This is a genomic window from Rhizobium sp. NZLR1, from assembly GCF_017357385.1.
Classification (GTDB): domain Bacteria; phylum Pseudomonadota; class Alphaproteobacteria; order Rhizobiales; family Rhizobiaceae; genus Rhizobium.
Genome location: NZ_CP071634.1, coordinates 213567 through 238096, shown reverse-complemented (window position 1 = coordinate 238096; position 24530 = coordinate 213567). Strand labels below are relative to the sequence as shown.

The window sequence follows — 24530 nt, the reverse complement described above, 5'->3', positions numbered from 1 at the left end:
TCCTACCGGTAGGAGTAACCGTGGCTGTGGCGCACGAGCTTGCGTGCCCGCGGCACATAGCGGCTGGCGGTAAAGGCATCGGCGCCAATCACCGCATACCGCGGCTCGAACAGCTTGTTGAGGACGGAGACATCGCCGTTGGAATCCGTCGCCTCAAGGTCGGAATCGACGAGGTCGAATATGGTGAATTCGGCCTGCGCGCCAACCGAAAGCCGGTTTTCCATCGACAGCTTGATGACCGATGCCGGCGCGTGGGTGACGGCCTCCACCACCTTGTCGAAGGGCATGCCGACGCTGAGCAGCTTCGACATCGTCGTCGCCAGGTCCCAGACCGGGAAATTCATCGAATGGCCGTGCAGGTCGGTCGAGATCGAGAACGGCAGAAGCCCGCGCGCGATCGCCGCTTCCGCCACCTTGAAGGAGAAGGAGGCGCCGCCATGGCCGATGTCGAGGCGGATACCCTCGGAGGCGCAGCGCTCGGCGAGATTGAAGAGATCCTCGTCCTCCATAATGCTCGAGCCGGCCTTGCCGTTGAAGCAATGGGTGACGACGTCGCCGGGGCCGAGAATCTCCAGCACTTCGTCATAGAGCGCCGGCGGCTCGCCGACATGCACCATCATCGGCACTTTCAGGATCTTGGCGATCTTCTTGCCGAGCTTGACGGGGGTGACGCCCCAGGAGCCGGTGATGACATGGCTCGCGCGCACCTTGATGCCGACGATGTGCTCGCTGTTTTCGGCATAGACTTCGAGGATGCGGTCGAGATCGATATCTCTTATATCCCTGAGTTCGGCGACGCGGTTGCAGGCGACGAGGCCGATCGAGCCGAGGTTCAGGAAGGCCTTGATGCGCTCACGCGCGGGCTCGATGATATATTCGCGGAAACCATGGAAGTTCGCCTCACCGGCCGAACCGGCGTCGACCAGCGTGGTGACGCCGCGCTCGACGCCGCATTCGGAGGGGCGGATGGAAATGTCGGTGCCGCCGTGCCAGATATGCACGTGAAGGTCGACCCAGCCCGGCGAGACGAAGGCGCCCTTGCCGTCGATGCGCGTCACATCCTCAGAGACCGCGAGCGACGGACCGATTTTGGCGATCCTGCCATCGGCATTGACGAGAATGTCGATCACCCCCTCGGCTGTGCCCGCGCCGAAAGCCATCGGTTTGACATTGGTGAGGAGAAGCGGCTTCTGAGGCTGGTCGCCGGACATGGTCATATTGTTGAATTCCATAGTTATGCTATATAAATCTTTATAATAGAATAAGACTGAGGACGCCGCTGTCAAGGACAATGACGCGGGATCCGCCGCTGAGGAAACGTCGATGGCGCGCTCGTTCCAAAGCGCGCCAGTCGCGAAGATCCGGTAAATCAGCGTTTACTTTCAATCCCGAAGGATCGAGTAGTCAAGCCGTTGGAGGTGATCCGGATCGGCAATGGCGTCGATCGCGGTGATCCTGCCGTCGGCGATCGTCAGCGCCACGACGACGCGGAGCTGGCCGGCGATCTGCACGACAAATCCGAGCTCGCCGTCGACAACGGCAATCTCTGCCGCCTGCGCCCGACCCTTGAAGGCTTCGGCTACCCCAGCTGCGCCGCGCATTTCGCCAATGCTGCCGAATCGGGCCGCCGTCGCATCCGGCCGGAAGACGACATCGGGGGCAAGCACGGCAAGCAAGGCCTCAAGATCGCCATTGCGCGATGCCGCCAAGAAAGCCTCCGCGATCGTCCGCTTGCGGCCGAAATCAACATCCGGCGCTTCGTCTGCCCCTTGCACCCGGCGGCGGGCGCGGCTTGCAAGCTGACGGGCAGCGGCAGACGAGCGGCCGATGATCGGCGCGATCTCGTCGAAGGGCAGATCGAACATGTCGTGCAGCACGAAGGCGACACGTTCGGCGGGCGCCAGCGTCTGCAGCACGACGAGCAACGCCACGCCGACCGATTCGGCAAGGGCTGCATCGCGCTCCGGATCGTTTGCCGGATCGGCGATCGCGGCATGGACCGGCATCTCCAGCGGTTCCTCGCGGCGGGTCTTGCGCGTGCGCAGCATGTCGAGGCAGATTCGCGCCACCACCGTCGTCAGCCAGCCGCCGAGATTACCGACATCGGTAGTATCCGTACGGCTGAGCCGCAGCCAGGCCTCCTGGACGGCGTCTTCCGCCTCGCTGCGCGAGCCAAGCATGCGATAGGCAGCGGCCTTCAGATGCGCCCTGTTCGCTTCGAATTCGTCGGCCAGCCAGTTTTTCTCGCCCATTTGTCACATTCCTCCGCTGCGTTCCGTCAAGGCCATGACGAATGAAACCCGGCCGATGTGACAGCGCCGGCGGATCGTCGAAAAGTAAACCGCATCAAGGAGACATACCATGCAGGAAAAACCGGTTATGCAAGAGAGAATGGGAAATCCCGCCCTCGTCCTGCCCGAGGCCATGCAGGCGCTCGCTGCCCTCAGCAAAGTGCCGACCGAGACCGGCCTTTCACTGAGGCTGCTTGAACTCGTCAATCTGCGCGCCAGCCAGATCAACGGCTGCAGCGTCTGCGTCGACGGTCATCCTCGCATCGCAAAGAAACTTGGCGAGACGGATGAAAGGCTCTTTGCCGTCAGCGCCTGGCGCGACTCGCCCTATTTCAGCGACGCCGAACGCGCAGCCCTTTCGCTGACCGAGGCGGTGACCCGCGTCAGCGACCGCGCCGACCCGGTGCCTGACGATATCTGGGACGAGGCGACCCGGCATTATGACGGAAGGAGCCTTGCGGCACTCGTCATCGCCATCGCCAATATCAATGTCTGGAACCGGCTGAACATCGCCACCCGCCAGATCGCCGGCGCCTGGAAGCCGTAAACAGCAATTGCCGGCAGCGCGTCACCCCACTGCCGGCAAATCTATTCAGTTTAGAAGCTCAGATGATGCCGCCGCCGCCGCCGGCAGCGGAGGCCGGGCGCTCGGCAGCCACCTTCTTGCGGTAGCCGCTGGCGCGATAGGCGGCGATCGGTTCGATCGCGCCGCCGGCCCGGCGCCGGGCTTCGGCGAGGATCGGCTCGACATCGGCGCGATAGGCGCGCTTCAAGGTTTCCGACGCCATCAACGCATCATTGTCGTCCTGGTAGGCAGACAGCGCCTTGCGGTCGACGATCAGCGCCTGCGCATAGGCGCGGCGGATTTCGTTGGCGCTGTTGATCAGGCTCTCGATCGGGTCGGTGACATTGTGTGACTGATCGATCATATGAGCCGGGTTGAAGTCGTTGACGCCACGCTGCTCGGCATCGACCAGCTCATTGAAGACGAGGAACAGCCGGTAGGGATCGATCGCGCCGGCATCGAGATCGTCATCGCCATATTTGGAATCGTTAAAGTGGAAGCCGCCGAGCTTGCCGAACTGGATCAGCCGGGCGACGATCATCTCGATATTGGTGTTCGGTGCATGGTGGCCGAGATCGACGAGGCAATGGGCCTTCGGGCCGAGCGTCTGGGCGATAAGGTAATTGGTGCCCCAATCCTGGACGATCGTCGAATAGAAGGCCGGCTCATACATCTTGTGCTCGGAGAACAGCTTCCAATCGTCGGGCAGCGCTTTGTAAATGTCAGCCATCGAGGCGAGGTAACGTTCGAAAGCCTTGGTGAAATTGCTCTGGCCGGGGAAGTTCGAGCCGTCGCCGATCCAGACCGTCAGTGCCTTGGAGCCAAGCGCCTGTCCGATCTCGATGCATTCGAGATTGTGCTCGACCGCCTGCGCCCGCGTTGCCGCATCGGTATGGCTGAGCGAACCATATTTGTAGGAATGGGCCTGGCCCGGCGCATCGGAAAAGGTGTTCGAATTCATCGCATCGAAGCCGAGGCCGAGCGCATTGCCCCTGGCCTTCAATTCGCTCACATCCGCCTTGTCCCAGGGAATATGCAGCGAGACGTTCGGAGTCGCCTGCGTCAGCTGGTTGATGACGGCGCAATCGTCGAGCTTGTCGAAGATGCCGCGCGGCTCGCCGGTGCCGGGAAAGCGGGCAAAGCGCGTGCCGCCGGTGCCGACACCCCAAGAGGGAACGGCGACGAAGAATTCCGCCACCCTGCGGGTAACCGCTTCGATATCGATGCCGCGGCGGTCGAGGTTCGCACCCAGCGCCTCGTAATCGGCTTTCAGTGCGGTTGCCCGCTTGTCGTTATCAGTTGCGACCAGATCCTGCGCGATCCTGAACTCGGCCATTTCTACCTCCCACATTTGTAATTGCTCCCCTTCTCCCCAGCGGGGAGAAGGTGGCCCGAAGGGTCGGATAAGGGGCGACACGGCATGACGCCCATAGTTCTTCGCTTCCCGCTCAGAACACGCAACGCTTCGCTCAGCGTCCCCCTCATCTGCCTGCCGGCATCTTCTCCCCGCTGGGGAGAAGAGACCAAGCCTTACCGCGTAAAACTCTGTACGTTGCCGGCATCGACGTTGATAATGTTGCCGGTCGATTTCGCCGAAAGGTCCGAGGCCAGGAAGTAGATCGCCTCGGCGATATCCTCCGGAAACACGTTCAGTTTCAGCATCGAACGCTTGCGGTAATGTTCCTCGAGATCGTCAACCTCGATCTTGGAGGAGGCGGCGCGCTGTTCGCGCCATTCGCCGCTCCAGATCTTCGAACCACGCAGCACCGCATCCGGGTTGACGGTGTTGACGCGGATGCCGGCATCCGCACCCTCCAGCGCCAGGCAACGGGCGAGATGGATTTCGGCAGCCTTTGCGGCGCAATAGGCAGACGCATTCGGCGAGGCGGCAAGGCCGTTTTTCGAGGCGACGAAAACGATGTTGCCGCCGAGCGCCTGACGGCGGAACAGGCGGAAGGCTTCGCGCGAAACCAGGAAATAGCCGGTCGCGAGAATATCGATATTGCGGTTCCACGTCGCAAGCTCGGTGGCTTCGATCGGCGCAGACGAGGCAATGCCGGCATTCGAGACGAGAATATCGATGCCGCCGAATTCGACACAGGCTTCCGTGAAGGAGGCGATCACCGCATCTTCCTTGGTGACGTCGAGGCGAACGCTGCGCACCGCATCGGCGCCAAACTTCTTGACGAAATCGGCTTCGGTGCCCTCGAGCGCCGCCTGGTCGATATCGGCAAGCACGACGCAAGCGCCTTCGCCGACGAGACGTGCGGCCGTCGCCCGGCCGATGCCGCCGGCGCCACCGGTGACGAAGGCCACCCGGCCGGCAAGGCTCTTCGGCTTCGGCATGCGCTGCAGCTTGGCCTCTTCGAGCAGCCAGTATTCGATATCGAAGGCTTCCTGTTCCGGCAGGCCCTGATATTCCGAGACCGTCGAGGCGCCGCGCATGACGTTGATGGCGTTGACGTAGAATTCGCTGGCAATGCGGGCCGTCGCCTTGTCGCGGGCAAAGGACAGCATGCCGACGCCGGGAACGAGAAAGATGACCGGATTGGCGTCGCGCATGGCGGGCGAATTGTCATGCTTGCAGTCGTTATAATAGCGGGCGTAATCGGCGCGGTAATCCTCCAGCGCCTGGTCGAGACCGGCAACGATCGCTTCGACATCCGGCTTTTCAGGGTCGAAATCGACGATCAGCGGGCGGATCTTGGTGCGCAGAAAATGATCCGGGCAGCTGGTGCCGAGCGCGCCGAGCGGCCGCAGATCCCGGGAATTGACGAATTCCAGCACGGCGTCCTGATCGTCGAAATGTCCGAGCTTGCGCTCCTGCTTGCCGATGCGACCGCGGATTTCCGGCATCAGCCGGGCGGCGATGGCGCGGCGCTCGGAGACGGCCAGGCTCTGGGCGACGGCACCGCCGAAAATCGTCTTGCCCTCGGTCTTTTCGGCAAACCAGACGATCGCCTTGTTGATGATATCGAGGGTCAGCTCGTAGCAGGCCTTGGCATCATCAGCCCAGGTGAACAGGCCGTGGCTTTCGAGCACGACACCCTTGGCATTCGGGTTGGCGGCGACGAAAGCGCCAAGGTCGAGGCCGAGCTGGAAGCCCGGGCGACGCCATGGCAGCCAGCCGATCTCGTCACCGAACACCTGCTGCGTCAATTCTCTGGAATTCTTCGAGGCGGCAATCGCGATGATCGCATCGGGATGCATGTGGTCGACATGGGTAAAAGGTACGAAACCGTGCAGCGGCGTGTCGATCGAGGCGGCGCGACCATTCAGATTGAAGGTGCAGTGCGGCAAGAAACCGACCATGCGGTCTTCGTCCTCGACACCCTTGTAGATGCCTTTCAGCGATTCCAGCTTGTCCTGGTAGAGGGTGGCGAAACCGTCGAGCTTGATCGTGCCGACGTCGCCGCCCGAACCCTTGACCCAGAGAATCTTCGCCTTGCCGCCGGTCAGCGGGTCGGTTTCCATCACCTTCGCAGAGGTGTTGCCGCCGCCGTAATTGGTGATGCGCTTGTCGGCGCCGAGCAGGTTGGAGCGATAGAGCAGCTTGCCGGGCTCATCGAGGCCTGCCGCATAAGCATCATCCCACCGGTTATCCAGAAGCCGGACGTTCGCCGCCATATCATCCTCCCATATAGGCTCGTGAGGCGCCGCGATCAGCGGGCCCTTTCGCTCACGGTATCGCGCATCAAAAGTGCGCTTGTCAATCGAAAACGATCATAATCGATTATGCTGCATCGCAATATGAAAATTTATGATCGTTTGTGATTGACAGGCATTAACGGATGCGAAATAAATATGACCAGAGGAGGAGCCCCATGCATGAACGCGAACGCCACCGCATTATCTTAAGCGCCGTTCAGGAAAAGTCCGTCGTGACGATCCAGGACATTTCCGAGCTGACGGAAGCTTCTGAAGCGACAATCCGGCGCGACATTGCGGCCCTTCATGTTCAGGGCAAGATCCGCCGCGTCCGCGGCGGTGCGGAGGCTGTGCATCCGCCGCAGCTCGGCAATCTTGCCGGCCGGCCCTTCCGGGTGTCAGAATCAGTCAACATCGATAAAAAACGTGCAATTGCCCGCGCAGCCGTCGAACTCTGCGAAGCCGGCGACGCCATCATTATCAATGGCGGCACGACCACCTTCCAGATGGTGCATTACATGGCCGGCCATCGCTTGCAGGTCATGACCAATTCTTTCGCGATCGCCGAACATCTGGTGAAGCATTCCAAAAACACGGTGACGGTGCCGGGCGGCGCGATCTATCGCGAGCAAAGCCTGATCCTGTCGCCTTTCGACAATGACGCGATCCGCAATTTTTATGCGCGGCGCATGTTCATCGGCGCCCAAGGCGTCGGCCCGCTTGGCATCATGGAGGCGGATGCGCTCATCATTCAGAGTGAGCAGAAGCTGATGCACCAGGCCGACGAACTCGTCGTCATGGCCGATTCAAGCAAATTCAATCGCCGGTCGAGCCTCATTCTCTGCGCGCTCGACCGCGTTTCTGTGATCATCACTGATGACGCGATTTCGGACGAGGCAGCTCGCATGGTCGAGAATGCCGGCGTCCGGCTCGTTGTCGCCAGCCCGGTGGCCCAGGGTGTGAGGGAGGATTCCTCGTCGGTCGCATGAGGCGCCGCCGAGGTGTGGAAGTCTAATCTTTAAGGGAGGAAAGTACATGAAACTCGCAAAGACACTTGCGCTCAGTGTAGCGCTCGCCGTCGCCATGATGGCCGGCACTGCAAGCGCCAAGGACATCAAGATCGGCCTGGTCGTGAAGTCGCTCGGCAACGGCTTCTTCGACGCCGCCAACAAGGGCGCCCAGGAAGCCGCCAAGGAACTCGGCGGCGTTGAGGTCATCTACACCGGTCCGACGTCGACGACGGCCGAAGGCCAGATCGAAGTCATCAACTCGCTGATCGCCCAGGGAGTCGACGCCATCGCCGTCTCTGCCAACGATCCCGATGCGCTCGTTCCGGCGCTGAAGAAGGCTGCCCAGCGCGGCATCAAGGTCATCTCCTGGGATTCCGGCGTCGCGCCGGAAGGCCGTATCCTGCAGCTGAACCCGTCGTCCAACGAGCTGATCGGCAAGATGTGCCTGACGCTCGTCAAGGACCACCTCGACGGCGGCAGGGGTGACTTCGCCATCCTGTCGGCAACGACCACCTCGACCAACCAGAACATCTGGATCGACCAGATGAAGAAGCAGCTCAAGGATTTCCCGGGCCTCAACCTCGTCACCACGGTTTATGGCGACGATCTCTCGGACAAGTCCTATCGTGAAGCCGAAGGCCTGCTGAAATCGAACCCGAACGTCAAGGTCATCGTCGCTCCGACGACAGTCGGCGTTCTCGCCGCCTCCAAGGTCGTCGAAGACAAGGGCCTTGTCGGCAAGGTCTACGTCACCGGTCTCGGCCTGCCGTCCGAAATGGCCGGCGCGATCAAGTCGGGCGCCACCAAGGAATTCGCCATCTGGAACCCGATCGACCTCGGCTATTCCGCAGCCCAGATCGCCTATCACCTCGTCAAGGGTGACGCCGACGGCAAGCCGGGCAGCGAAATCACTGCCGGCCGCATGGGCAAAATCAAGATCGGCGACAACGGCGAAGCCGCCATGGCTGATCCCTTCGTCTACAATGCCTCGAACATCGACCAGTTCTCCAAGGTCTTCTGATCCGGAGCAAACACAGAAAAACCCGGCGGCCTTCAAGCCGCCGGGATTTCCCATTCGACACTGGTAGAAATCTGATGAACGCCGCCTTTCAACAAACCGCCACGGACAGCAAAACCGGCGATGCGCCCGCCATTCTGGAAATGCGCGGCATCTCCCAGATCTTTCCGGGCGTGAAGGCGCTCGACAATGTCAGCATCGCGCTCCACCCCGGCACGGTGACGGCGCTGATCGGCGAAAACGGCGCCGGCAAATCGACGCTCGTCAAGATCCTGACCGGCATCTACCGGCCGAACGAAGGCGAGATCCTGGTCGACGGCCGGCCGGTGACCTTTGCCAGCGCCCAGGCGGCGATCGATGCCGGCGTCACCGCCATCCATCAGGAAACCGTGCTTTTCGACGAGCTGACGGTTGCCGAAAACATCTTCCTCGGCCACGCGCCGAGCACCCGTTTTCGAACCATCGACTGGCAGGCGATGAACAGCCGCTCGAAGGCGCTGCTCACCGCGCTCGAAAGCAATATCGACCCGACGATCCGGCTCAAAGACCTCTCCATTGCGCAGCGCCACCTGGTGGCGATCGCCCGCGCTCTGTCGATCGAGGCCCGCATCGTCATCATGGACGAGCCGACGGCCGCTCTTTCCCGCAAGGAGATCGACGATCTCTTCCGCATCGTCCGGAGCCTGAAGGAACAGGGCAAGGCGATCCTCTTCATCAGCCACAAATTCGACGAGGTTTACGAAATCGCCGATGATTTCGTCGTCTTCCGCGACGGCCGCGCCATCGGCCAGGGCCGGCTCAAGGAAACGCCGCAGGACGAGATCGTCCGGATGATGGTCGGCCGCGACGTCGAGAACGCCTTTCCGAAGATCGATGTCGCTATCGGCGGCCCGGTTCTGGAGATCCGCAATTACAGCCATCGCACCGAATTCCGCGACATTTCCTTCACCCTGCGCAAGGGCGAGATTCTCGGCGTATACGGTCTGATCGGCGCCGGCCGTTCGGAACTGTCGCAATCGCTGTTCGGCATCACCAGGCCGCTCTCCGGCACGATGATTCTCGAAGGCCGTGAGGTCGCCATCCATTCGCCGCAGGACGCCATCCGGGCCGGCATCGTCTACGTGCCGGAGGAGCGCGGCCGCCACGGGCTGGCGCTGCCGATGCCGATCTTCCAGAACATGACGCTGCCTTCGCTCGCCCGCACCTCACGCCGCGGCTTCCTCAGAGCGGCAGAAGAATTTGCGCTGGCGCGCAAATATGCCGAGCGGCTGGATCTGCGTGCCGCCGCCCTTTCCGTGCCTGTCGGCACGCTGTCGGGCGGCAACCAGCAGAAGGTGGTCATCGGCAAGTGGCTGGCGACGTCGCCGAAGGTGATCATCCTCGATGAACCCACCAAGGGCATCGACATCGGCTCGAAGGCCGCCGTGCACGGCTTTATCAGCGAACTCGCTGCCGAAGGCCTGTCGATCATCATGGTCTCGTCGGAACTGCCGGAGATCATCGGCATGTCGGACCGCGTTCTGGTGATGAAGGAAGGGCTGGCCGCCGGCATTTTCGAACGCGCCGAGCTGTCGCCGGAAGCGCTGGTGCGCGCCGCCACCGGCAATGCGTGAGGCCACAATGCATAAGGTAAGAGCATGGCAAGACTGATCAGAAAACGCGAAACCCTGCTGTTCCTCATCATTGTGGTGATGATTGCGATCTTTTCGACGCGGGCTACGGATTTCGCAACGCCGGACAATCTCGCCGGCATTTTCAACGATACCTCGATCCTGATCATCCTGGCGCTGGCGCAGATGACGGTCATTCTGACGAAATCGATCGATCTGTCGGTCGCCGCCAATCTCGCCTTCACCGGTATGGCGATCGCGATGATGAATGCCGCCTATCCCGATCTGCCGCTCGTCGTCCTCATCCTTGCGGCGATCGTCATCGGCGCCTGTCTCGGCGCCATCAACGGCTTTCTCGTCTGGGCGCTGGAAATCCCGCCGATCGTCGTCACACTCGGCACGCTGACTATCTATCGCGGTATGGCTTTCGTGCTCTCGGGCGGCGCCTGGGTCAACGCCCATCAGATGACGCCGGTCTTCCTGTCGGTGCCGCGCACGCCGATCCTCGGCCTGCCCGTCCTCGGCTGGGTCGGCATCATCATCGTACTGTTGATGTATGTGTTGCTCAGATATACCCAGTTCGGCCGCTCGGCCTATGCGACCGGCGGCAATCCTACCGCGGCCGTCTATGCCGGCATCGATACCGGCTGGACCAAATTCCTCGCCTTCGTCCTGTCAGGCGCGCTCGCCGGGCTTTCAAGCTATCTCTGGGTGTCTCGTTATGCCGTCGCCTATGTGGATATCGCCAACGGTTTCGAGCTCGACAGCGTCGCGGCCTGCGTCATCGGCGGCATCTCGATTGCCGGCGGCGTCGGCTCGGTCGCCGGCACCGTGCTCGGCGCACTCTTCCTCGGCGTCATCAAGAATGCGCTGCCGGTCATCGGTATTTCACCCTTCACCCAGATGGCGATCTCCGGAACCGTCATCATTCTCGCCGTCGTCTTCAACGCCCGGCGCGAGCGCAACCGCGGCCGCATCATCCTGCGCGACCGCGCCGCAGCCGAGATCAGAACGGAGGCCGCAGCATGAGCACCGTGCCCACGCGCGAAAAGCGGGTCATCCCCGACCGGCTCGGCACGCCCTTCCGCCGCATCGCCGCGAGCTGGGAAGTGCTGCTCTTTGCCGTCGCGATCCTGATCTTCATCTTCAATTCCCTGGCCTCGCCCTATTTCCTCGACGCCTGGAATCTTTCGGACGCCACCTTCAACTTCACCGAAAAGGCAATGATCGCCTTTGCCATGGCGCTGCTCGTCATATCGGGCGAGATCGACCTCTCGGTCGCCGCGATCATCGCGCTCGCCTCGACGGCGATGGGGGCCGCAGCGCAAGCCGGCATCGGCACACCGGGCCTGGTTCTGATCGGCATCGGTACCGGCCTTGCCTGCGGCACCTTTAACGGCGTGCTGGTCTCGGTACTGAAACTGCCGTCTATCGTCGTCACCATCGGCACGATGAGCCTTTTCCGCGGCATTTCCTATATCGTGCTTGGCGACCAGGCCTATGGCAAATACCCGGCCGACTTTGCCTATTTCGGCCAGGGCTATGTCGTCTGGGTATTCTCTTTCGAATTCGTGCTGTTCTTCGTGCTGGCGATCCTGTTCGCCATCCTGCTGCACGCGACGAATTTCGGCCGGCAGGTCTATGCGATCGGCAACAATGATTTCGCTGCCCGCTTCTCCGGCATCCCGGTCGAGCGCGTCAAATTCATCCTTTTCCTGCTGACCGGCGTCATGAGCGGGGTGGCCGCCGTCTGCCTGACCTCGCGCCTCGGCTCGACCCGGCCGTCGATTGCCCAAGGCTGGGAGCTCGAAGTCGTCACCATGGTCGTGCTCGGCGGTATCTCGATCCTCGGCGGCTCCGGCACGATAGGCGGCGTCGTCATCGCCGCCTTCGTCATGGGTCTCGTCACCTTCGGCCTTGGCCTGTTGAACGTGCCCGGCATCGTCATGTCGATCTTCATCGGCCTGCTTTTGATCATCACCATCGCCATCCCGATCATCGCCCGCCGCGTCAAGCTCATGAGCTCCCGATGACCAGAGAAAAACACGCCTTCAAGATGCAGCTCAATCCCGGCATGGAAGCCGAATACCGCAAGCGGCATGACGAAATCTGGCCGGAATTGGTCGATCTCCTGCATAGGTCGGGCGCCAGCGACTATTCCATCCATCTTGACCGCGAGACCAACACGCTGTTTGGCGTGTTGACGCGGCCCGCCGATCACACCATGGCAAGCCTGCCGGAGCATCCCGTCATGAAGAAATGGTGGGCGCACATGGCCGATATCATGGCGACCAACCCGGACAATTCGCCGGTGCAAAGCGACCTCGTCACGCTCTTCCATATGCCATGAACGCCACCTCCTATCGCCGCATCGCCGTTCTCGACATCGGCAAGACCAATGCCAAGGTCGTCGTGCTCGACAGCGAAACCGGCGCCGAGATCGCCGTCCTGAAGCGCCCGAACATCGCTATCAAAACCGGTCCCTACCCGCATTACGACATTGAGGCGCTTTGGTCCTTTGCGCTCGATGCGCTGAAGAGGCTTGCGGGGGAAACGGGTTTCGATGCCATCTCGGTCACCACCCACGGCGCCGCCGCCGCGCTGCTTGGCGGGGACGGCACGCTCGCCATGCCTGTGATCGACTACGAACACGAATATCCGCAGGAAATCCGTGATGCCTATACGGCCTTGCGTCCCGCCTTCGACGAAACCTTCTCCCCACGCCTCGCGATGGGCCTCAATATCGGCGCGCAGCTGCACCATCAGAAGACCGCCTTTCCCGAGGAATTCGCCAGGGTGGCGACCATCCTCACCTATGCGCAATATTGGACGGCGCGGCTGACCGGTATCGCCGCCAATGAGCTGACCTCGCTCGGCTGCCATACCGACCTCTGGAACCCGAAGGCCGGCGACTATTCCTCGCTGGTCGACAGGCTCGGCATTCGCGCGCTGATGGCGCCGATCCGCTCCGCCTTCGATGCGCTCGGCCCGGTCCTGCCCGAGATCGCCACCGAGCTCGGCCTTGCAGCACCCGTGCCGGTCTATTGCGGCATTCACGATTCCAATGCCTCGCTGCTGCCGCATCTGGTCCATCGGGAAGCACCCTTCGCCGTCGTCTCCACAGGCACCTGGGTCATCAATTTCGGCGTCGGCGGCGACCTCGATCATCTCGATCAAAAACGCGACGCGCTCGCCAATGTCGATGCCTATGGCCGGGCCGTTCCCTCCTCGCGTTTCATGGGCGGGCGGGAATTCGAAATCCTTTCGGCCGAGATCGGTCCTGTCGACGAAAAGGCGGCCCAGGCGGCGATCGGCCCTGTCATCGGTAAAGGCATGATGCTGTTGCCCAATATCGGCCCCGGTTCCGGGCCGTTTCCGGGAAAGGTGAGCCGCTGGATCGGCGCCGAGCAGCCAAGCCGCGAGGAGCGTTATGCCACGGCCTGCCTCTATCTCGCTTTGATGACCGATGCCTGCCTCGGGCTGATTGGCGCCAAGGGCCCCGTCATCGTCGAAGGGCCTTTTGCCCTGAACGAGACCTATCTCAAGCTGCTTGCCGCCCTTACCGGCCGCGAGGTCATGGCCGTTCCTGGTACAACCGGCACCAGCCAGGGCGCGGCCCTTCTCACCGGCATCCGGCCGTTATCGGGTGCCGAGACGCATGTTCCGCCGACCGAGATCCCAGGGCTCTCGGCGTATCGCGATCACTGGTACGCGGCGATGGAATAAGAGCTTTTCCAAATACGGCCCAAGAACGGTCTTGCTCGCCCCTGCCTTGCGGTTAGTGTGCCCCTCGAAAACCAAGTCGAGGAGACAGCATGACAGAGACATTCGATCCGCGCGGGCTCGCAGTCAGGTTTCACAGCCTGCGCCAGGCCGGCAGGCAGGAGGAAACCGGCAGTTTCACCCTGCCGGCCGATCTGCATCAGGCGATGGAAGCGCAGAATTTCCTTGCCGCCCCAGATGGCATCTCCAGCAATGCCTGGAAAGTGACGGTCTCGCCGCAGGGCCAGGCGGTTACTGCTCCCCTGCATCCCTATGCCGAGGCTGCCGCCGGCGCCAGCATCCCCTGGTATCCGGGCCTGAAATTCGAGACCGAGATCGCCGTCCGTCTCGGCAAGGACCTGCCGATCCGCCCGGGTGCTCCCTACAGCCGCGCCGACGTGGTCGAAGCGATCTCCGCTGCCTATCTCGGCGCCGAACTGCTGGTCAGCGCCCTCAGGGAAAGCGGCGGCGTTTCCTTCCTGCTGTTCGTCGCCGACCGGCTCGGCAATAGCGGTTATGTGCTCGGCCCGAAGCTCGAAAAAAGCTTTGTCGACAAAGCCGGTGGCACGCCGCTCAAGGTCACCCATGCCGGCCGCACGATCTATGATGGCCCGGCGCAGCATCCGAAGGGCGACGTTCTCACCTGGCTAGTCGATTACGCCAATGATGGCTTGCGCCCAGAGACATCGCTGAAGGCAGGCGCGCTGATCACGACCGGCACGTTGAGCGGCGCGGTCGAACTGACCGAACCCGGCGAGATCGATATCCTGTTCGGCGACAGCAGGCTAAGTTTCTCGGTGTCGAAGCGTTGATTTGAAGCCCACGGGAGGATGTCACCGCATCCGGTCGGCGCGCGGAACCGTGTCGGACAGAAAGCATAAGTTGACAATTCAGGTTAAGTTTTGCAGGGAAAGGGAGGGCTTGCCCTCTCGAACCCGTGCGACACCGAACCCGGAGCAGACCATGCCTTCGCCTTTCCTTGACCTGTCGGGAGTCGATTATGCCATCGGGCCGAAATCCATCTTGCATGGCATCGACCTGACGCTCGAGCAGGGCCGCATCTACGGTCTGGTGGGGCCGAACGGTTCCGGCAAGAGCACGCTTTTGAAGATCATCGCCCGCCAGGTCGCGCCGAAATCCGGCGCCATCGCCTTCAACGGCAAACGGGCGGGCGATTGGGGCGCCCGGGAATTTGCCCGGCACGTCGCCTACATGCCGCAATTCACGCCGGCGACCGACGGCATGACCGTGCGGGGACTCGTGGCGCTCGGCCGTTTTCCCTGGCACGGCACGCTTGGCCGCTTCACCGCGACGGATCGCAACATGGTCGAGGAGGCAATTGCCCGCACCGAGCTTGACGATTTTGCCGATCGTCTCGTCGCCAACATGTCCGGCGGCGAGCGCCAGCGTGCCTGGATCGCCATGATGCTCGCCCAGGACGCCCGCTGCCTGTTGCTCGACGAGCCGACCTCGGCGCTCGACCTTGCCCATCAGGCAAGCGTCCTCTCGCTGGTGCAGGAACTCAGCCATGAACGCGGGCTGACCGTCATCATCGTGTTGCACGACATCAACCTTGCCGCACGCTACTGCGACGCGATCATCGCGCTCAATCGCGGCCGGATCACCGCCGAGGGCACGCCCATGGAGATCATGCAGGCCGAGACGCTGCAGTCGATTTTCGGCGTCGGTATGGGTGTCTTTCCCCATCCGGTTCGAAACGAGCCGGTCAGCTATCTCTTATAAAGCAATTCCAGGAAAAGTGCGAAGCGGTTTTCCGTCCGGAGTTGCGTTAAAACAAAAGGTTAGAGTGGTTCTGCGCTTCCATCAAAAGCTGAACCGCTCTAGCGCGTCGCTTACAGCTTCTCGCGGAACATCTCGATAATGGCGGAAAAATCCCTTCCGCCATGTCCGAGTTTCTCGAACAGCGCATAAAGCTGGGCTGCTTCCGCGCCGAGCGGCGTCGAGGCGCCGCTTGCCAGCGCCGCCTCCTGCGAGAGCCTCAGATCCTTCAGCATCAGTGCCGCGGCAAAGCCCGGCCTGTAGTCGTTGTTGGCGGGCGAGGTCGGCACCGGTCCGGGCACCGGGCAATAGGTATTGATCGACCAGCACTGGCCGGATGAGGTCGAGGCGACATCGAACAGCGCCTGGTGCGAGAGGCCGAGTTTTTCGGCGAGCACGAAGGCTTCGCAGACGCCGACCATCGAGATGCCTAATATCATGTTGTTGCAGATCTTCGCCGCCTGACCGGCGCCCGCCTCGCCGCAATGGACGATCTTTTTTCCCATGGCCTCGAGGATCGGCTTCGCCCTGGCGAAGGCCTCGTCCGAGCCGCCCGCCATGAAGGTCAGCGTGCCCGCGGTCGCCCCGCCGGTGCCGCCGGAGACCGGGGCGTCGAGCGACAGGCAGCTTGCCGCCCTGGCCATCTCATGCGCCTTGCGGCTGCTTTCGACGTCGATGGTGGAGCAATCGATGACCAGCGTGTCCTGCGCCGCGGTCTGCAGGATATCGGTCCAGGCCGTCAGCACGTGTCTGCCCTGCGGCAGCATTGATATGACGATCCCGGCGTCCTTGACCGCCTGGCTGGCATGGCTTGCCGGTTTGACGCCGCTTTCCTCGGCCGCCTTCAGCACCGAAGCCGCGAGATCGAAGCCGAGGACTTCGTGACCTGATTTGACCAGATTGGCCGCCATCGGCCCGCCCATGTTGCCAAGCCCGATGAATGCGATCCTTGCCATGGTCTTCTCCTATCGATTGTCTTCGAGGATCATCGCCGCCGCCTTTTCGGCGATCATGATCGTCGGCGAATTGGTGTTGCCCGAGGTGATCGACGGCATCACCGAGGCGTCGGCGATCCTGAGCTTGCCGAGCGCCCGGAATCTCAGCCGGGGATCGACGACGCTGTCTCTGTCGGCGCCCATGCGGCAGGTGCCGACAGGATGGAAGATCGTCGTGCCGATATCGGCCGCCGCCCGCTCCAGATCGGCCTCCGTCTGATAGCTGGGCCCGGGCTTGAATTCCTCCGGCCTGAAACGGGCAAACGACGGCTGCGCGACGATCTTGCGCGTCAAGCGTATAGAACGGACAGCTATGTCACGATCGCGCTGCGTCGAGAGGTATTTCGGGCTGATCGTCGGCTGGGCAGCAAAATCCGGGCTGGACAGGTGGACCGAACCGCGGCTTTCCGGCCTGAGATTGCAGACGCTCGCGGTGATCGCCGGGAAAGGATGGACGGGATCGCCGAACTTCTCCAACGATACCGGCTGCACGTGATATTGCAGGTCGGGGGTTTCCCGGTCCGGGCCCGAGCGGGTGAAGATGCCGAGCTGGCTCGGCGCCATCGCCATCGGCCCGGAGCGGCGGACGAGATATTCGAGCCCGATCGCCGCCTTGCCGATCAGCTTCGTCGCCTTCTCGTTCAGTGTCGGCACGCCGGTCACTTTATAGGCCAGACGCAGTTGCAGATGGTCTTGCAGGTTCTCGCCGATACCCTTTACCTCTTTGACGACATCGACGCCCGCCTGGCTGAGAACTTCGCCCCTGCCGATGCCCGACAGCTCCAGGATATGCGGCGAACCGATCGACCCGGCTGAAAGGACGGTTTCCTTTGCCGCATAGGCGCGTTTCGCCACGCCATCATGCTGGAATTCGACGCCGGCAACGGCCCCCTCCTCCACCAGCAGCCGGCGGACCTGCGCCTTGGTCAGCACGGTCAGATTGGAGCGTTTCATCGCCGGGCGCAGAAAAGCCTTCGAGGTGTTCCAGCGAATACCGGAACGCTGGTTGACGTCAAAATAACCGGATCCTTCATTGCTGCCGCGGTTGAAATCCGCAGTCTCCGGGATGCCGGCTTCCCTCGCCGCCTGCTGGAAGGCATCGAGCACGGCCCAGCGCACGCGCGCCCTCTCGATGCGCCATTCGCCGCCGGCACCATGCATCTCGTCTTCGCCGCGATAAAAATCCTCGGACTTGCGGAAGAAGGGCAGAACATCGTCCCAGCCCCAGCCGCTGCAGCCCATCTGCCGCCAGAGGTCGTAGTCACGCGCCTGACCGCGCATGTAGATCATGCCGTTGATCGACGAAGAGCCGCCGAGCACCTTGCCGCGCGGATAGCTCAGCGCCCGGCCGTTCAATCCCGCTTCCGGCGCCGTGGTGAAACACCAGTCGGTGCGCGGATTGTTGATGCAATAGAGATAACCGACCGGGATATGGATCCAGTGATAATTGTCGCTGCCGCCGGCTTCCAATAGCAGCACCCGGCTCCTGCCATCGGCCGACAGCCGGTTGGCAAGTACGCAGCCGGCGCTGCCTGCCCCGATAATGATGTAGTCGTAACGATCCATGTGCCTTGCGCGAACTCCAAATGCCCCTGTTCTCTCCCCCCGCAGCGCGGGGTGAAGAGAGGTCCGCCCGTTAGCGGCGATAGACGAAGCCCAGTTTCCGCCCCAGCCGCGAGGCGTAGAATTCGCCGATGATGCCGCGGCGGAAGATCAGCACGCAGACCATGAAGACGATGCCGGTGATGATCGTCACCGGGAATTCCGAGGTGGCGAGGTAGTTTTCCAGCGCCACCACCAGCCCGGCGCCGAAGAGCGGGCCGATCAGCGTGCCGATGCCGCCGAGCAGCGTCATCAGGATCACTTCGCCTGACATCTGCCAGGCAACGTCGGTCAAGGTCGCGAACTGGAAGACAATCGATTTTACCGCGCCCGCCAGCCCCGCAAGCGCTGCCGACATGACGAAGGCGCCGAGCTTGTAGCGCGCCACGGAATAACCGAGCGAGATCGCCCGTTGCTCGTTTTCGCGGATCGATTTCAGGATCATGCCGAAGGGCGAATTGATGAAACGCCAGATGATCAGGATGCCTACAAGGAAGACGGCCAGCACGAAATAATACATGTTGGTCGAGCTGTTCAGATCGATGAAGCCGAAGAGATGGCCGCGCGGCACGGACTGGATGCCGTCCTCGCCTTCGGTGAACTTCGCCTGCAGGCAGAAGAAGAAGAACATTTGCGACAGCGCCAGCGTGATCATCGCGAAATAAATGCCCTGGCGGCGGATGGCGAAGAAGCCCATGACGAGGCCGAGGAATGCTGCGCCTACCACGCCGATCAGGATGCCGAGTTCCGGCGGCAGGCCCCACTCCTTCACCGTATAGGCGGTGAAATAGGCAGCCCCCCCGAAGAAGGTGGCGTGGCCAAAGGAAAGCAGGCCGGTATAACCGAGCAGCAGGTTGAAGGCGCAGGCAAAGAGCGCGAAGCAGAGCAGCTTCATCAGGAAGATCGGATAGAAGAAAAACGGCGCCAAGAGCAGGAGCAGCAACCCCGCCAGCAGGAAGCCCGCCTGCACCGAAAAGGCGGTTCGGCTTTTTTCCGTTCGAATGGTTTCGGTAATGTCGGCCATGTCAGGCGTCCCTTCCGAAGAGGCCCGCGGGCCTGATGAGAAGCACGATTGCCATAATGACGAAGATCACGATGTTGGACGCCTCGGGATAGAAGACCTTGGTCAGGCCCTCGGCGATGCCGAGCAGATAACCGGTGATGATCGCGCCCATGATCGATCCCATGCCGCCGACGACGACCACGGCGAAGACGACGATGATCATGTTCGAGCCCATCAGCGGCGAGACCTGGTAGATCGGCGCCGCCAGCACGCCGGCAAAGGCCGCAAGGCCCGCGCCGAGCGCGTAGGTGAGCGTCAGGAGCACCGGCACGTTGACGCCGAAGACCTGCACCAGAACGGCGTTTTCAGTGGCGGCGCGCAGATACGCCCCGAGCTTGGTCTTCTCGATCAGCAGCCAGGTGCCGAGGCAGACGACGAGCGAGACGACGACCACCCAGCCGCGATAGATCGGCAGGAACATGAAGCCGAGATTGGCCCCGCCGGCGAGCGCCGCCGGCGTCGCATAGGGCTGGCCGGACGAGCCGTAGAGATAGCGGAAGGTGCCTTCGACCGCGAGCGCCAGCCCGAAGGTGAAGAGCAGGCCGTAGAGCGGATCGAGGTCGTAGAGCCTGCGCAGAAACAGCCGCTCGATGATTGCGCCGGCAAGGCCGACGATCACGGGCGCCAGGATCAGCGACGGCCAGTAGCCGATGCCGGCATAGGTCAGCAGCAGGTAGGCGACGAAGGCGCCGAGCATATATTGCGCGCCATGGGCGAAGTTGATCACCCTGAGCAGGCCGAAGATGATGGCGAGGCCGAGGCTGAGCAGCGCATAGAACGAGCCGTTGATCAGGCCGATCAGCAGCTGGCCGAGCAGCGCCTGCAGGGGAATGCCGAAGATCATCGTCATCTGGTCATACTCCCAGAACTTTGTGCAGCGTATCCATGCGCTGCGGCAGTTCACCGACCGGGAATTCCGACACCATCTGCCCATGATCCATCAGATAGAAGCGATCGGCAATACGGCTGGCGAAACGGAAGTTCTGCTCGACCAGCAGGATCGTCATGCCGCGTCCTTTCAGGGTCTGCAGCACCTCGCCGATACGCTGGACGATGACGGGGGCAAGTCCCTCCGTCGGTTCGTCGAGAATAAGCAACCTGACGCCGGTGCGCAGTATCCGGGCGATCGCCAGCATCTGCTGTTCGCCGCCGGAAAGTTTAGTGCCGGGGCTGCTGCGGCGTTCGTAGAGATTGGGGAAGAGTTCGTAGATCTCGTCAAGCGTCATGCCGCCCTTCGCCACGACCGGCGGCAGCAGCAGGTTTTCCGAGACCGTCAGCGTCGAGAAGATGCCGCGCTCCTCCGGCACGAAGCCGATGCCGCGGTGGGCCGTCCTGTGCAGCGGCACCTGCATCATGTCGCTGCCGGCAAAGCTGATCCTGCCCTTGCGGGACCGCACGATGCCGGTGATGGTGCGCAATGTCGTCGTCTTGCCGACGCCGTTGCGGCCGAGAATGGTGATCGTCTCGCCTTCGGCCACTCGCATGTCGACACCGTGCAGGACGTGGCTTTCGCCGTACCAGGCGTTCAGTCCCTGGACTTCGAGGAGAGCGACCATCAATGCTCCTCCGTGCCCATATAGGCGACGCGCACGCGCTCGTCCTGGCTGACTGTGGCGTAGTCGCCCTCGGCGAGGATTTCGCCGCGCTGCAGCACGGTGACATGCTGGCAGATATTGGCGACGACGGAGAGATTGTGCTCGACCATCAGCACCGCCCGGTCGCGGGCGACGTCGCGGATGATGGATGAGACGACGGCGACATCCTCAAGCCCCATGCCGGCCATCGGTTCGTCGAGCAGCAGCACCTTGGGATCGAGCGCCAGCGTGGTGGCGATCTCCAGCACGCGCTTGCGGCCATAGGAGAGATCGGCGGCGATCTGATCGCGCTCCTTGGAAAGCCCGACGCTGGCAAGCAGTTGCTCGGCGCGCGCGTTCAGCCGGTCGAGCGCCGAGAGCGGCCGCCAGAACTGGGTGGAAAGATTGTTCGGCCGCTGCAGCGCCACCCGCACATTGTCGAGAACGCTTAAGTGCGGGAAGACCGCCGAGATCTGGAAGGACCGCACCAACCCCATGCGCGCCACCCTGTCTGGCGGCGTCTTGGTGATATCGGTGCCCATCAGCGTGATCGTGCCCGATGTCGGCTGCAGGAACTTGGTCAGCAGGTTGAACACCGTCGTCTTGCCGGCGCCGTTTGGGCCGATCAGCGCATGCACGCTCGCATCATGCACGTCGAGATCGACGTTCTTGACGGCCGTGAAGCCGCCGAAATCGCGGCGCAGGCCGCGGGCGGACAATACCACCCGCGGCTTTTCCTGCGTTTCAATTGCGGAAACCGCCATTGCGCTCACTTCACCAGATCGCAACCGCTCTTGGCGGGATCGATATAGGCTTCCTTGCCGGGAATGGTGGCAAGCACGTTGAAATAATCCCACGGCTCCTTGCTTTCAGCCGGCTTCTTGACCTGCAGCAGGTACATGTCGTGGATCATCCGGCCATTGGCGCCGACCGTGCCACCGCGGCCGAAGACGTCGTCGACCGGCATTTCATGCAGCTGCTTGGCGACGGCTTCCGTTTCGTCGGTGCCGGCCTTCTGCACCGCCTTCAGATATTGCGTCACTGCCGAATAGGTGCCGGTGTGGATCATGTTCGGCATCTTGCCGGTGCGGGCGAAGAACTTCTTGGCGAAGGCGCGGCTTTCGTCGTCGCGGTTCCAGTAAAAACCTTCCGTCAGCGTCAGCCCCTGTGCCGCCTCGAGGCCAAGACCATGCACTTCGGCGAGCGTGAAGAGCAGCGCCGCCAGATGCTGGCCGCCCTGGGTGATGCCGAATTCGGCCGCCTGCTTGATGGCATTCGAGGTGTCGAGGCCGGCATTGGCGAGACCGATCACCTTGGCGCCGGATGATTGCGCCTGCAGCAGGAAGGACGAGAAGTCCTGGGTCGACAGCGGATGGCGGACGGCGCCGACGACTTTGCCGCCGCTCGCCTTGACGTAATCGCTGGTCTGCTGTTCCAGCGAATAACCGAAGGCATAGTCGGCGGTCAGGAAGAACCAGCTGTCGCCGCCCTGCTTGACGAGGGCGCCGCCGGTGCCGACGGCAAGCGCATGCGTGTCGTAGGCCCAATGGAACCCGTAAGGCGAGCAGGCCTTGCCGGTGAGATCGGTCGTCGCCGCACCGGTGACGATGTCGATCTTCTTCTTCTCCTTGGCGATAGCCTGCACGGCGAGCGCCACCGACGAGGTCGTCAATTCCATGATCGCATCCACCTGCTCGGTGTCGTACCATTGGCGGGCGATGTTGGAGGCAATATCCGGTTTGTTCTGGTGGTCGGCATCGACAATCTCGATCGGCACATTAAGCACCTTGCCGCCGAAATCCTCGACCGCCATCTTGGCAGCCTCGACGGAAGACTTGCCGCCGAAATCGGCATAGACACCCGACTGGTCGTTCAGGATGCCGATCTTGACCTTGCCGTCGGTCGCGCTCTGCGCGAGCACCGCAGTGCTGCTTGCAAGCAGAAATGCAACTGATGCAATGAGATTCTTACGCATATTCTCTCCTCCCAGAGATTGGCCAGATTGCGGATCTGTTCAGATTTGGCCAGCCGCACTCCTCGGAGCGGCCGACCCTTAGCCTACGATCAAGGAAATTCCGCCTTGAGGCAACGGGTGATTTACAACTAATTCCAAACAGTATCTGTTCATTTTTGAACAGAGGGGATCGCCATGAACAATCCACCGCAGTTTACTTGGGACGATCTGCAGTTTTTTCTAGCCGTAGCCCGCACTGGACAGCTCTCGACGGCGGCCCGGCAGTTGCGCTCTAGCCATGCCACGGTCTCGCGCCGCATCGACCGGCTGGAATTCACCCTCAAGGTCAAGCTCTTCGAGCGCAATCCGCGCGGCTATGTGCTGACCGCCATGGGCACGCGTTTCATCGAGACAGCCGAGCGGATGGAGCAGGAGACCGAGCGGCTGCGCGCCGATCTCGCCGACGGCTCGATGGCGCAGCGCGGCCTCGTGCGCCTCAGCGCGCCTGAAGGTTTTGCCAATTTCTTCTTCGCGACCGTGCTGCCGCGGTTTGCCGCCCAGCATCCGCACTTGGCGCTGGAACTGGTGACGATCCAGCAGATCATGTCGCTGTCGCGCAAGGACGCCGATCTTTCCGTCGTGCTCGACGAGCCGAAGGGCGGGCCTTATTTTGCCGAGAAGCTGACCGATTATCACCTGCAGATCTACGGCTCGCGCGACTATCTGGCAAAGGCGCCTGAGATCACCTGCCGCGAGGACCTGCTCGGCCATCCCTTCGTCAGCTATATCGAGGAAATGATCTTCGCGCCGGGCCTGGATTATCTGAGCGATGTGCATCCGCGCATCAAGCCGCAATTCCAGAGTTCCAGCATCTTCGCGCAGCTCACCGCCACCCGAAACGGCCTCGGCCTCTGCATCCTGCCCTACTTCTTCGCCAGCCGTTATCCCGAGCTCGTGCGCGTGCTGCCCGACGAAATCGACCTCAAGCGCCAATACTGGATCACCTGCCATCGCGACCTGAAACAGGCGCCGCGCGTTCGCGCCGTCATCGATTTCCTGCGCGAGGCGGTGCGCGGCGAGGATGTGCGCTTCGTGCCGCCCTACGTCACCGCCGCAGGCGCGCCGCGCCGGTCCGAAGCCGAAACCTGATTATTTGAGAAACTCGGCCCGGTGCGGGGTGAATGCATCGATCAGCCGACCCTTTTCCAGCGCCTTGACGCCGTGGACGAGATTGGGGGGCACGATGAAGCTGCCGCCCTGGCGCAGCACCTCAGTCCGGCCGTCGATCGTCACTTCGAAGCTGCCCTCGGCGACATAACTTGCCTGGATGTGCGGATGCGAATGAGCAGCACCGACAGCGCCGCTTTCGAAGGCCACTTCCACCATCATCATCTCAGGCAGATAGGTCATGATGCGCCTGACGACGCCGGGCTCGGGGTTGACCCATTCGGCGCCTTCGGCCGATACGAACAGATCGCTTGACGACATTTCCGTCTCCTCATTCCAGAATCGATCGCCGGCAAAGTGGATCATGCCGACGCTTTTGAAAAGATGGCGGGCGCTGTCTTTTCGATACGGCCGCCTTCTGTTGACGCGGTCGGCTGGCGGGTCTATGCGAGCTTGAGCGAGGCAAGCCTGAGTTCAAGGGTGAGGAGACGC

General features: G+C 62.2%; 23 protein-coding genes. 11 read left to right on the top strand and 12 right to left on the bottom strand.

The features are described from left to right. Nucleotides 1–2 precede the first annotated feature (2 nt). Nucleotides 3–1211 (bottom strand): amidohydrolase/deacetylase family metallohydrolase, encoded by a 1209-nt coding sequence (locus tag J3O30_RS27735; RefSeq protein ID WP_207585627.1) that lies wholly within the window; start codon nucleotides 1209–1211, stop codon nucleotides 3–5. Between the two features lie 171 nt (nucleotides 1212–1382). After that, complete coding sequence (locus tag J3O30_RS27730) at nucleotides 1383–2252, bottom strand: sigma-70 family RNA polymerase sigma factor (protein ID WP_207585614.1); 870 nt, start codon at nucleotides 2250–2252, stop codon at nucleotides 1383–1385. A 127-nt stretch (nucleotides 2253–2379) separates the two neighbouring features. Between J3O30_RS27730 and J3O30_RS27725 the strand changes: the two genes are divergently transcribed. Further along, entirely contained in the window at nucleotides 2380–2838 is a 459-nt protein-coding gene (locus tag J3O30_RS27725; RefSeq protein WP_207585613.1) for a carboxymuconolactone decarboxylase family protein, read from the top strand. 58 nt (nucleotides 2839–2896) lie between these two features. On the opposite strand, the gene rhaI is transcribed toward J3O30_RS27725, so the two are convergent. Further along, nucleotides 2897–4192, bottom strand: coding sequence for an L-rhamnose catabolism isomerase (gene rhaI / locus J3O30_RS27720; RefSeq protein WP_207585612.1), 1296 nt, complete (start codon nucleotides 4190–4192; stop codon nucleotides 2897–2899). Nucleotides 4193–4386: 194 nt separating this feature from the next. Then, nucleotides 4387–6483, bottom strand: a complete 2097-nt coding sequence (locus tag J3O30_RS27715; RefSeq protein WP_207585611.1) for a bifunctional rhamnulose-1-phosphate aldolase/short-chain dehydrogenase — start codon at nucleotides 6481–6483, stop codon at nucleotides 4387–4389. A gap of 197 nt (nucleotides 6484–6680) precedes the next feature. Here J3O30_RS27715 and J3O30_RS27710 point away from each other — a divergent pair, with 197 nt between their 5' ends. From J3O30_RS27710 to J3O30_RS27670, 9 genes are all read left to right on the top strand, one after another. Next, the gene (locus J3O30_RS27710) at nucleotides 6681–7493 is read left to right on the top strand and encodes a DeoR/GlpR family DNA-binding transcription regulator (protein WP_207585610.1); all 813 of its coding nucleotides are present in this window, start codon (nucleotides 6681–6683) and stop codon (nucleotides 7491–7493) included. 46 nt (nucleotides 7494–7539) lie between these two features. Continuing rightward, the gene (rhaS, locus tag J3O30_RS27705; protein WP_207585609.1) at nucleotides 7540–8535 is read left to right on the top strand and encodes a rhamnose ABC transporter substrate-binding protein; all 996 of its coding nucleotides are present in this window, start codon (nucleotides 7540–7542) and stop codon (nucleotides 8533–8535) included. Between the two features lie 74 nt (nucleotides 8536–8609). Beyond that, complete coding sequence (locus tag J3O30_RS27700) at nucleotides 8610–10145, top strand: sugar ABC transporter ATP-binding protein (RefSeq protein ID WP_207585608.1); 1536 nt, start codon at nucleotides 8610–8612, stop codon at nucleotides 10143–10145. Between the two features lie 24 nt (nucleotides 10146–10169). Then, a complete protein-coding gene (locus tag J3O30_RS27695; RefSeq protein WP_207585607.1) occupies nucleotides 10170–11171 on the top strand; it encodes an ABC transporter permease in 1002 nt (333 codons plus the stop codon). Then, nucleotides 11168–12175, top strand: coding sequence for an ABC transporter permease (locus J3O30_RS27690; RefSeq protein WP_207585606.1), 1008 nt, complete (start codon nucleotides 11168–11170; stop codon nucleotides 12173–12175). Before J3O30_RS27695 ends, J3O30_RS27690 begins: the two co-directional genes overlap by 4 nt. Continuing rightward, a complete protein-coding gene (gene rhaM / locus J3O30_RS27685; protein WP_207585605.1) occupies nucleotides 12172–12492 on the top strand; it encodes an L-rhamnose mutarotase in 321 nt (106 codons plus the stop codon). Before J3O30_RS27690 ends, rhaM begins: the two co-directional genes overlap by 4 nt. Further along, entirely contained in the window at nucleotides 12489–13868 is a 1380-nt protein-coding gene (locus tag J3O30_RS27680; RefSeq protein WP_207585604.1) for an FGGY-family carbohydrate kinase, read from the top strand. The genes rhaM and J3O30_RS27680 overlap by 4 nt, the downstream gene beginning before the upstream one ends. A gap of 89 nt (nucleotides 13869–13957) precedes the next feature. Next, nucleotides 13958–14716 carry a fumarylacetoacetate hydrolase family protein gene (locus J3O30_RS27675; protein WP_207585603.1) on the top strand — a complete coding sequence of 253 codons (759 nt, stop codon included), beginning with the start codon at nucleotides 13958–13960 and terminating at the stop codon, nucleotides 14714–14716. Nucleotides 14717–14867: 151 nt separating this feature from the next. Further along, the gene (locus J3O30_RS27670) at nucleotides 14868–15647 is read left to right on the top strand and encodes an ATP-binding cassette domain-containing protein (RefSeq protein ID WP_207585602.1); all 780 of its coding nucleotides are present in this window, start codon (nucleotides 14868–14870) and stop codon (nucleotides 15645–15647) included. Between the two features lie 110 nt (nucleotides 15648–15757). On the opposite strand, the gene mmsB is transcribed toward J3O30_RS27670, so the two are convergent. From mmsB to J3O30_RS27635, 7 genes are all read right to left on the bottom strand, one after another. Further along, the gene (gene mmsB, locus J3O30_RS27665) at nucleotides 15758–16639 is read right to left on the bottom strand and encodes a 3-hydroxyisobutyrate dehydrogenase (protein ID WP_207585601.1); all 882 of its coding nucleotides are present in this window, start codon (nucleotides 16637–16639) and stop codon (nucleotides 15758–15760) included. A gap of 9 nt (nucleotides 16640–16648) precedes the next feature. Continuing rightward, nucleotides 16649–18244 (bottom strand): GMC family oxidoreductase N-terminal domain-containing protein, encoded by a 1596-nt coding sequence (locus J3O30_RS27660; RefSeq protein ID WP_207585600.1) that lies wholly within the window; start codon nucleotides 18242–18244, stop codon nucleotides 16649–16651. A gap of 70 nt (nucleotides 18245–18314) precedes the next feature. Next, nucleotides 18315–19304, bottom strand: coding sequence for a branched-chain amino acid ABC transporter permease (locus J3O30_RS27655; RefSeq protein WP_207585599.1), 990 nt, complete (start codon nucleotides 19302–19304; stop codon nucleotides 18315–18317). A 1-nt stretch (nucleotide 19305) separates the two neighbouring features. Then, on the bottom strand, nucleotides 19306–20193 hold the full coding sequence (locus tag J3O30_RS27650; protein WP_183697712.1) for a branched-chain amino acid ABC transporter permease: 888 nt from the start codon (nucleotides 20191–20193) through the stop codon (nucleotides 19306–19308). A 4-nt stretch (nucleotides 20194–20197) separates the two neighbouring features. Next, nucleotides 20198–20899, bottom strand: a complete 702-nt coding sequence (locus J3O30_RS27645; RefSeq protein WP_207585598.1) for an ABC transporter ATP-binding protein — start codon at nucleotides 20897–20899, stop codon at nucleotides 20198–20200. Beyond that, complete coding sequence (locus tag J3O30_RS27640) at nucleotides 20899–21681, bottom strand: ABC transporter ATP-binding protein (protein ID WP_207585597.1); 783 nt, start codon at nucleotides 21679–21681, stop codon at nucleotides 20899–20901. The genes J3O30_RS27645 and J3O30_RS27640 overlap by 1 nt, the downstream gene beginning before the upstream one ends. Before the next feature lie 5 nt (nucleotides 21682–21686). Next, entirely contained in the window at nucleotides 21687–22892 is a 1206-nt protein-coding gene (locus tag J3O30_RS27635; RefSeq protein WP_207585596.1) for an ABC transporter substrate-binding protein, read from the bottom strand. Between the two features lie 174 nt (nucleotides 22893–23066). Between J3O30_RS27635 and J3O30_RS27630 the strand changes: the two genes are divergently transcribed. Continuing rightward, nucleotides 23067–24020: a LysR family transcriptional regulator gene (locus J3O30_RS27630; RefSeq protein ID WP_207585595.1), complete on the top strand. Its 954-nt coding sequence runs from the start codon at nucleotides 23067–23069 to the stop codon at nucleotides 24018–24020. On the opposite strand, the gene J3O30_RS27625 is transcribed toward J3O30_RS27630, so the two are convergent. Then, nucleotides 24021–24359: a cupin domain-containing protein gene (locus J3O30_RS27625; protein WP_183834382.1), complete on the bottom strand. Its 339-nt coding sequence runs from the start codon at nucleotides 24357–24359 to the stop codon at nucleotides 24021–24023. It lies immediately after the preceding gene. Nucleotides 24360–24530: the final 171 nt, after the last annotated feature.

Bases quoted from the DNA above. Each gene is read 5' to 3' on its own strand.
- J3O30_RS27735 (WP_207585627.1), bottom strand. From the start codon at position 1,211: ATGTCCGGCGACCAGCCTCAGAAGCCGCTTCTCCTCACCAATGTCAAA.
- J3O30_RS27730 (WP_207585614.1), bottom strand. From the start codon at position 2,252: ATGGGCGAGAAAAACTGGCTGGCCGACGAATTCGAAGCGAACAGGGCG.
- J3O30_RS27725 (WP_207585613.1), top strand. From the start codon at position 2,380: ATGCAAGAGAGAATGGGAAATCCCGCCCTCGTCCTGCCCGAGGCCATG.
- rhaI (WP_207585612.1), bottom strand. From the start codon at position 4,192: ATGGCCGAGTTCAGGATCGCGCAGGATCTGGTCGCAACTGATAACGAC.
- J3O30_RS27715 (WP_207585611.1), bottom strand. From the start codon at position 6,483: ATGGCGGCGAACGTCCGGCTTCTGGATAACCGGTGGGATGATGCTTAT.
- J3O30_RS27710 (WP_207585610.1), top strand. From the start codon at position 6,681: ATGCATGAACGCGAACGCCACCGCATTATCTTAAGCGCCGTTCAGGAA.
- rhaS (WP_207585609.1), top strand. From the start codon at position 7,540: ATGAAACTCGCAAAGACACTTGCGCTCAGTGTAGCGCTCGCCGTCGCC.
- J3O30_RS27700 (WP_207585608.1), top strand. From the start codon at position 8,610: ATGAACGCCGCCTTTCAACAAACCGCCACGGACAGCAAAACCGGCGAT.
- J3O30_RS27695 (WP_207585607.1), top strand. From the start codon at position 10,170: ATGGCAAGACTGATCAGAAAACGCGAAACCCTGCTGTTCCTCATCATT.
- J3O30_RS27690 (WP_207585606.1), top strand. From the start codon at position 11,168: ATGAGCACCGTGCCCACGCGCGAAAAGCGGGTCATCCCCGACCGGCTC.
- rhaM (WP_207585605.1), top strand. From the start codon at position 12,172: ATGACCAGAGAAAAACACGCCTTCAAGATGCAGCTCAATCCCGGCATG.
- J3O30_RS27680 (WP_207585604.1), top strand. From the start codon at position 12,489: ATGAACGCCACCTCCTATCGCCGCATCGCCGTTCTCGACATCGGCAAG.
- J3O30_RS27675 (WP_207585603.1), top strand. From the start codon at position 13,958: ATGACAGAGACATTCGATCCGCGCGGGCTCGCAGTCAGGTTTCACAGC.
- J3O30_RS27670 (WP_207585602.1), top strand. From the start codon at position 14,868: ATGCCTTCGCCTTTCCTTGACCTGTCGGGAGTCGATTATGCCATCGGG.
- mmsB (WP_207585601.1), bottom strand. From the start codon at position 16,639: ATGGCAAGGATCGCATTCATCGGGCTTGGCAACATGGGCGGGCCGATG.
- J3O30_RS27660 (WP_207585600.1), bottom strand. From the start codon at position 18,244: ATGGATCGTTACGACTACATCATTATCGGGGCAGGCAGCGCCGGCTGC.
- J3O30_RS27655 (WP_207585599.1), bottom strand. From the start codon at position 19,304: ATGGCCGACATTACCGAAACCATTCGAACGGAAAAAAGCCGAACCGCC.
- J3O30_RS27650 (WP_183697712.1), bottom strand. From the start codon at position 20,193: ATGACGATGATCTTCGGCATTCCCCTGCAGGCGCTGCTCGGCCAGCTG.
- J3O30_RS27645 (WP_207585598.1), bottom strand. From the start codon at position 20,899: ATGGTCGCTCTCCTCGAAGTCCAGGGACTGAACGCCTGGTACGGCGAA.
- J3O30_RS27640 (WP_207585597.1), bottom strand. From the start codon at position 21,681: ATGGCGGTTTCCGCAATTGAAACGCAGGAAAAGCCGCGGGTGGTATTG.
- J3O30_RS27635 (WP_207585596.1), bottom strand. From the start codon at position 22,892: ATGCGTAAGAATCTCATTGCATCAGTTGCATTTCTGCTTGCAAGCAGC.
- J3O30_RS27630 (WP_207585595.1), top strand. From the start codon at position 23,067: ATGAACAATCCACCGCAGTTTACTTGGGACGATCTGCAGTTTTTTCTA.
- J3O30_RS27625 (WP_183834382.1), bottom strand. From the start codon at position 24,359: ATGTCGTCAAGCGATCTGTTCGTATCGGCCGAAGGCGCCGAATGGGTC.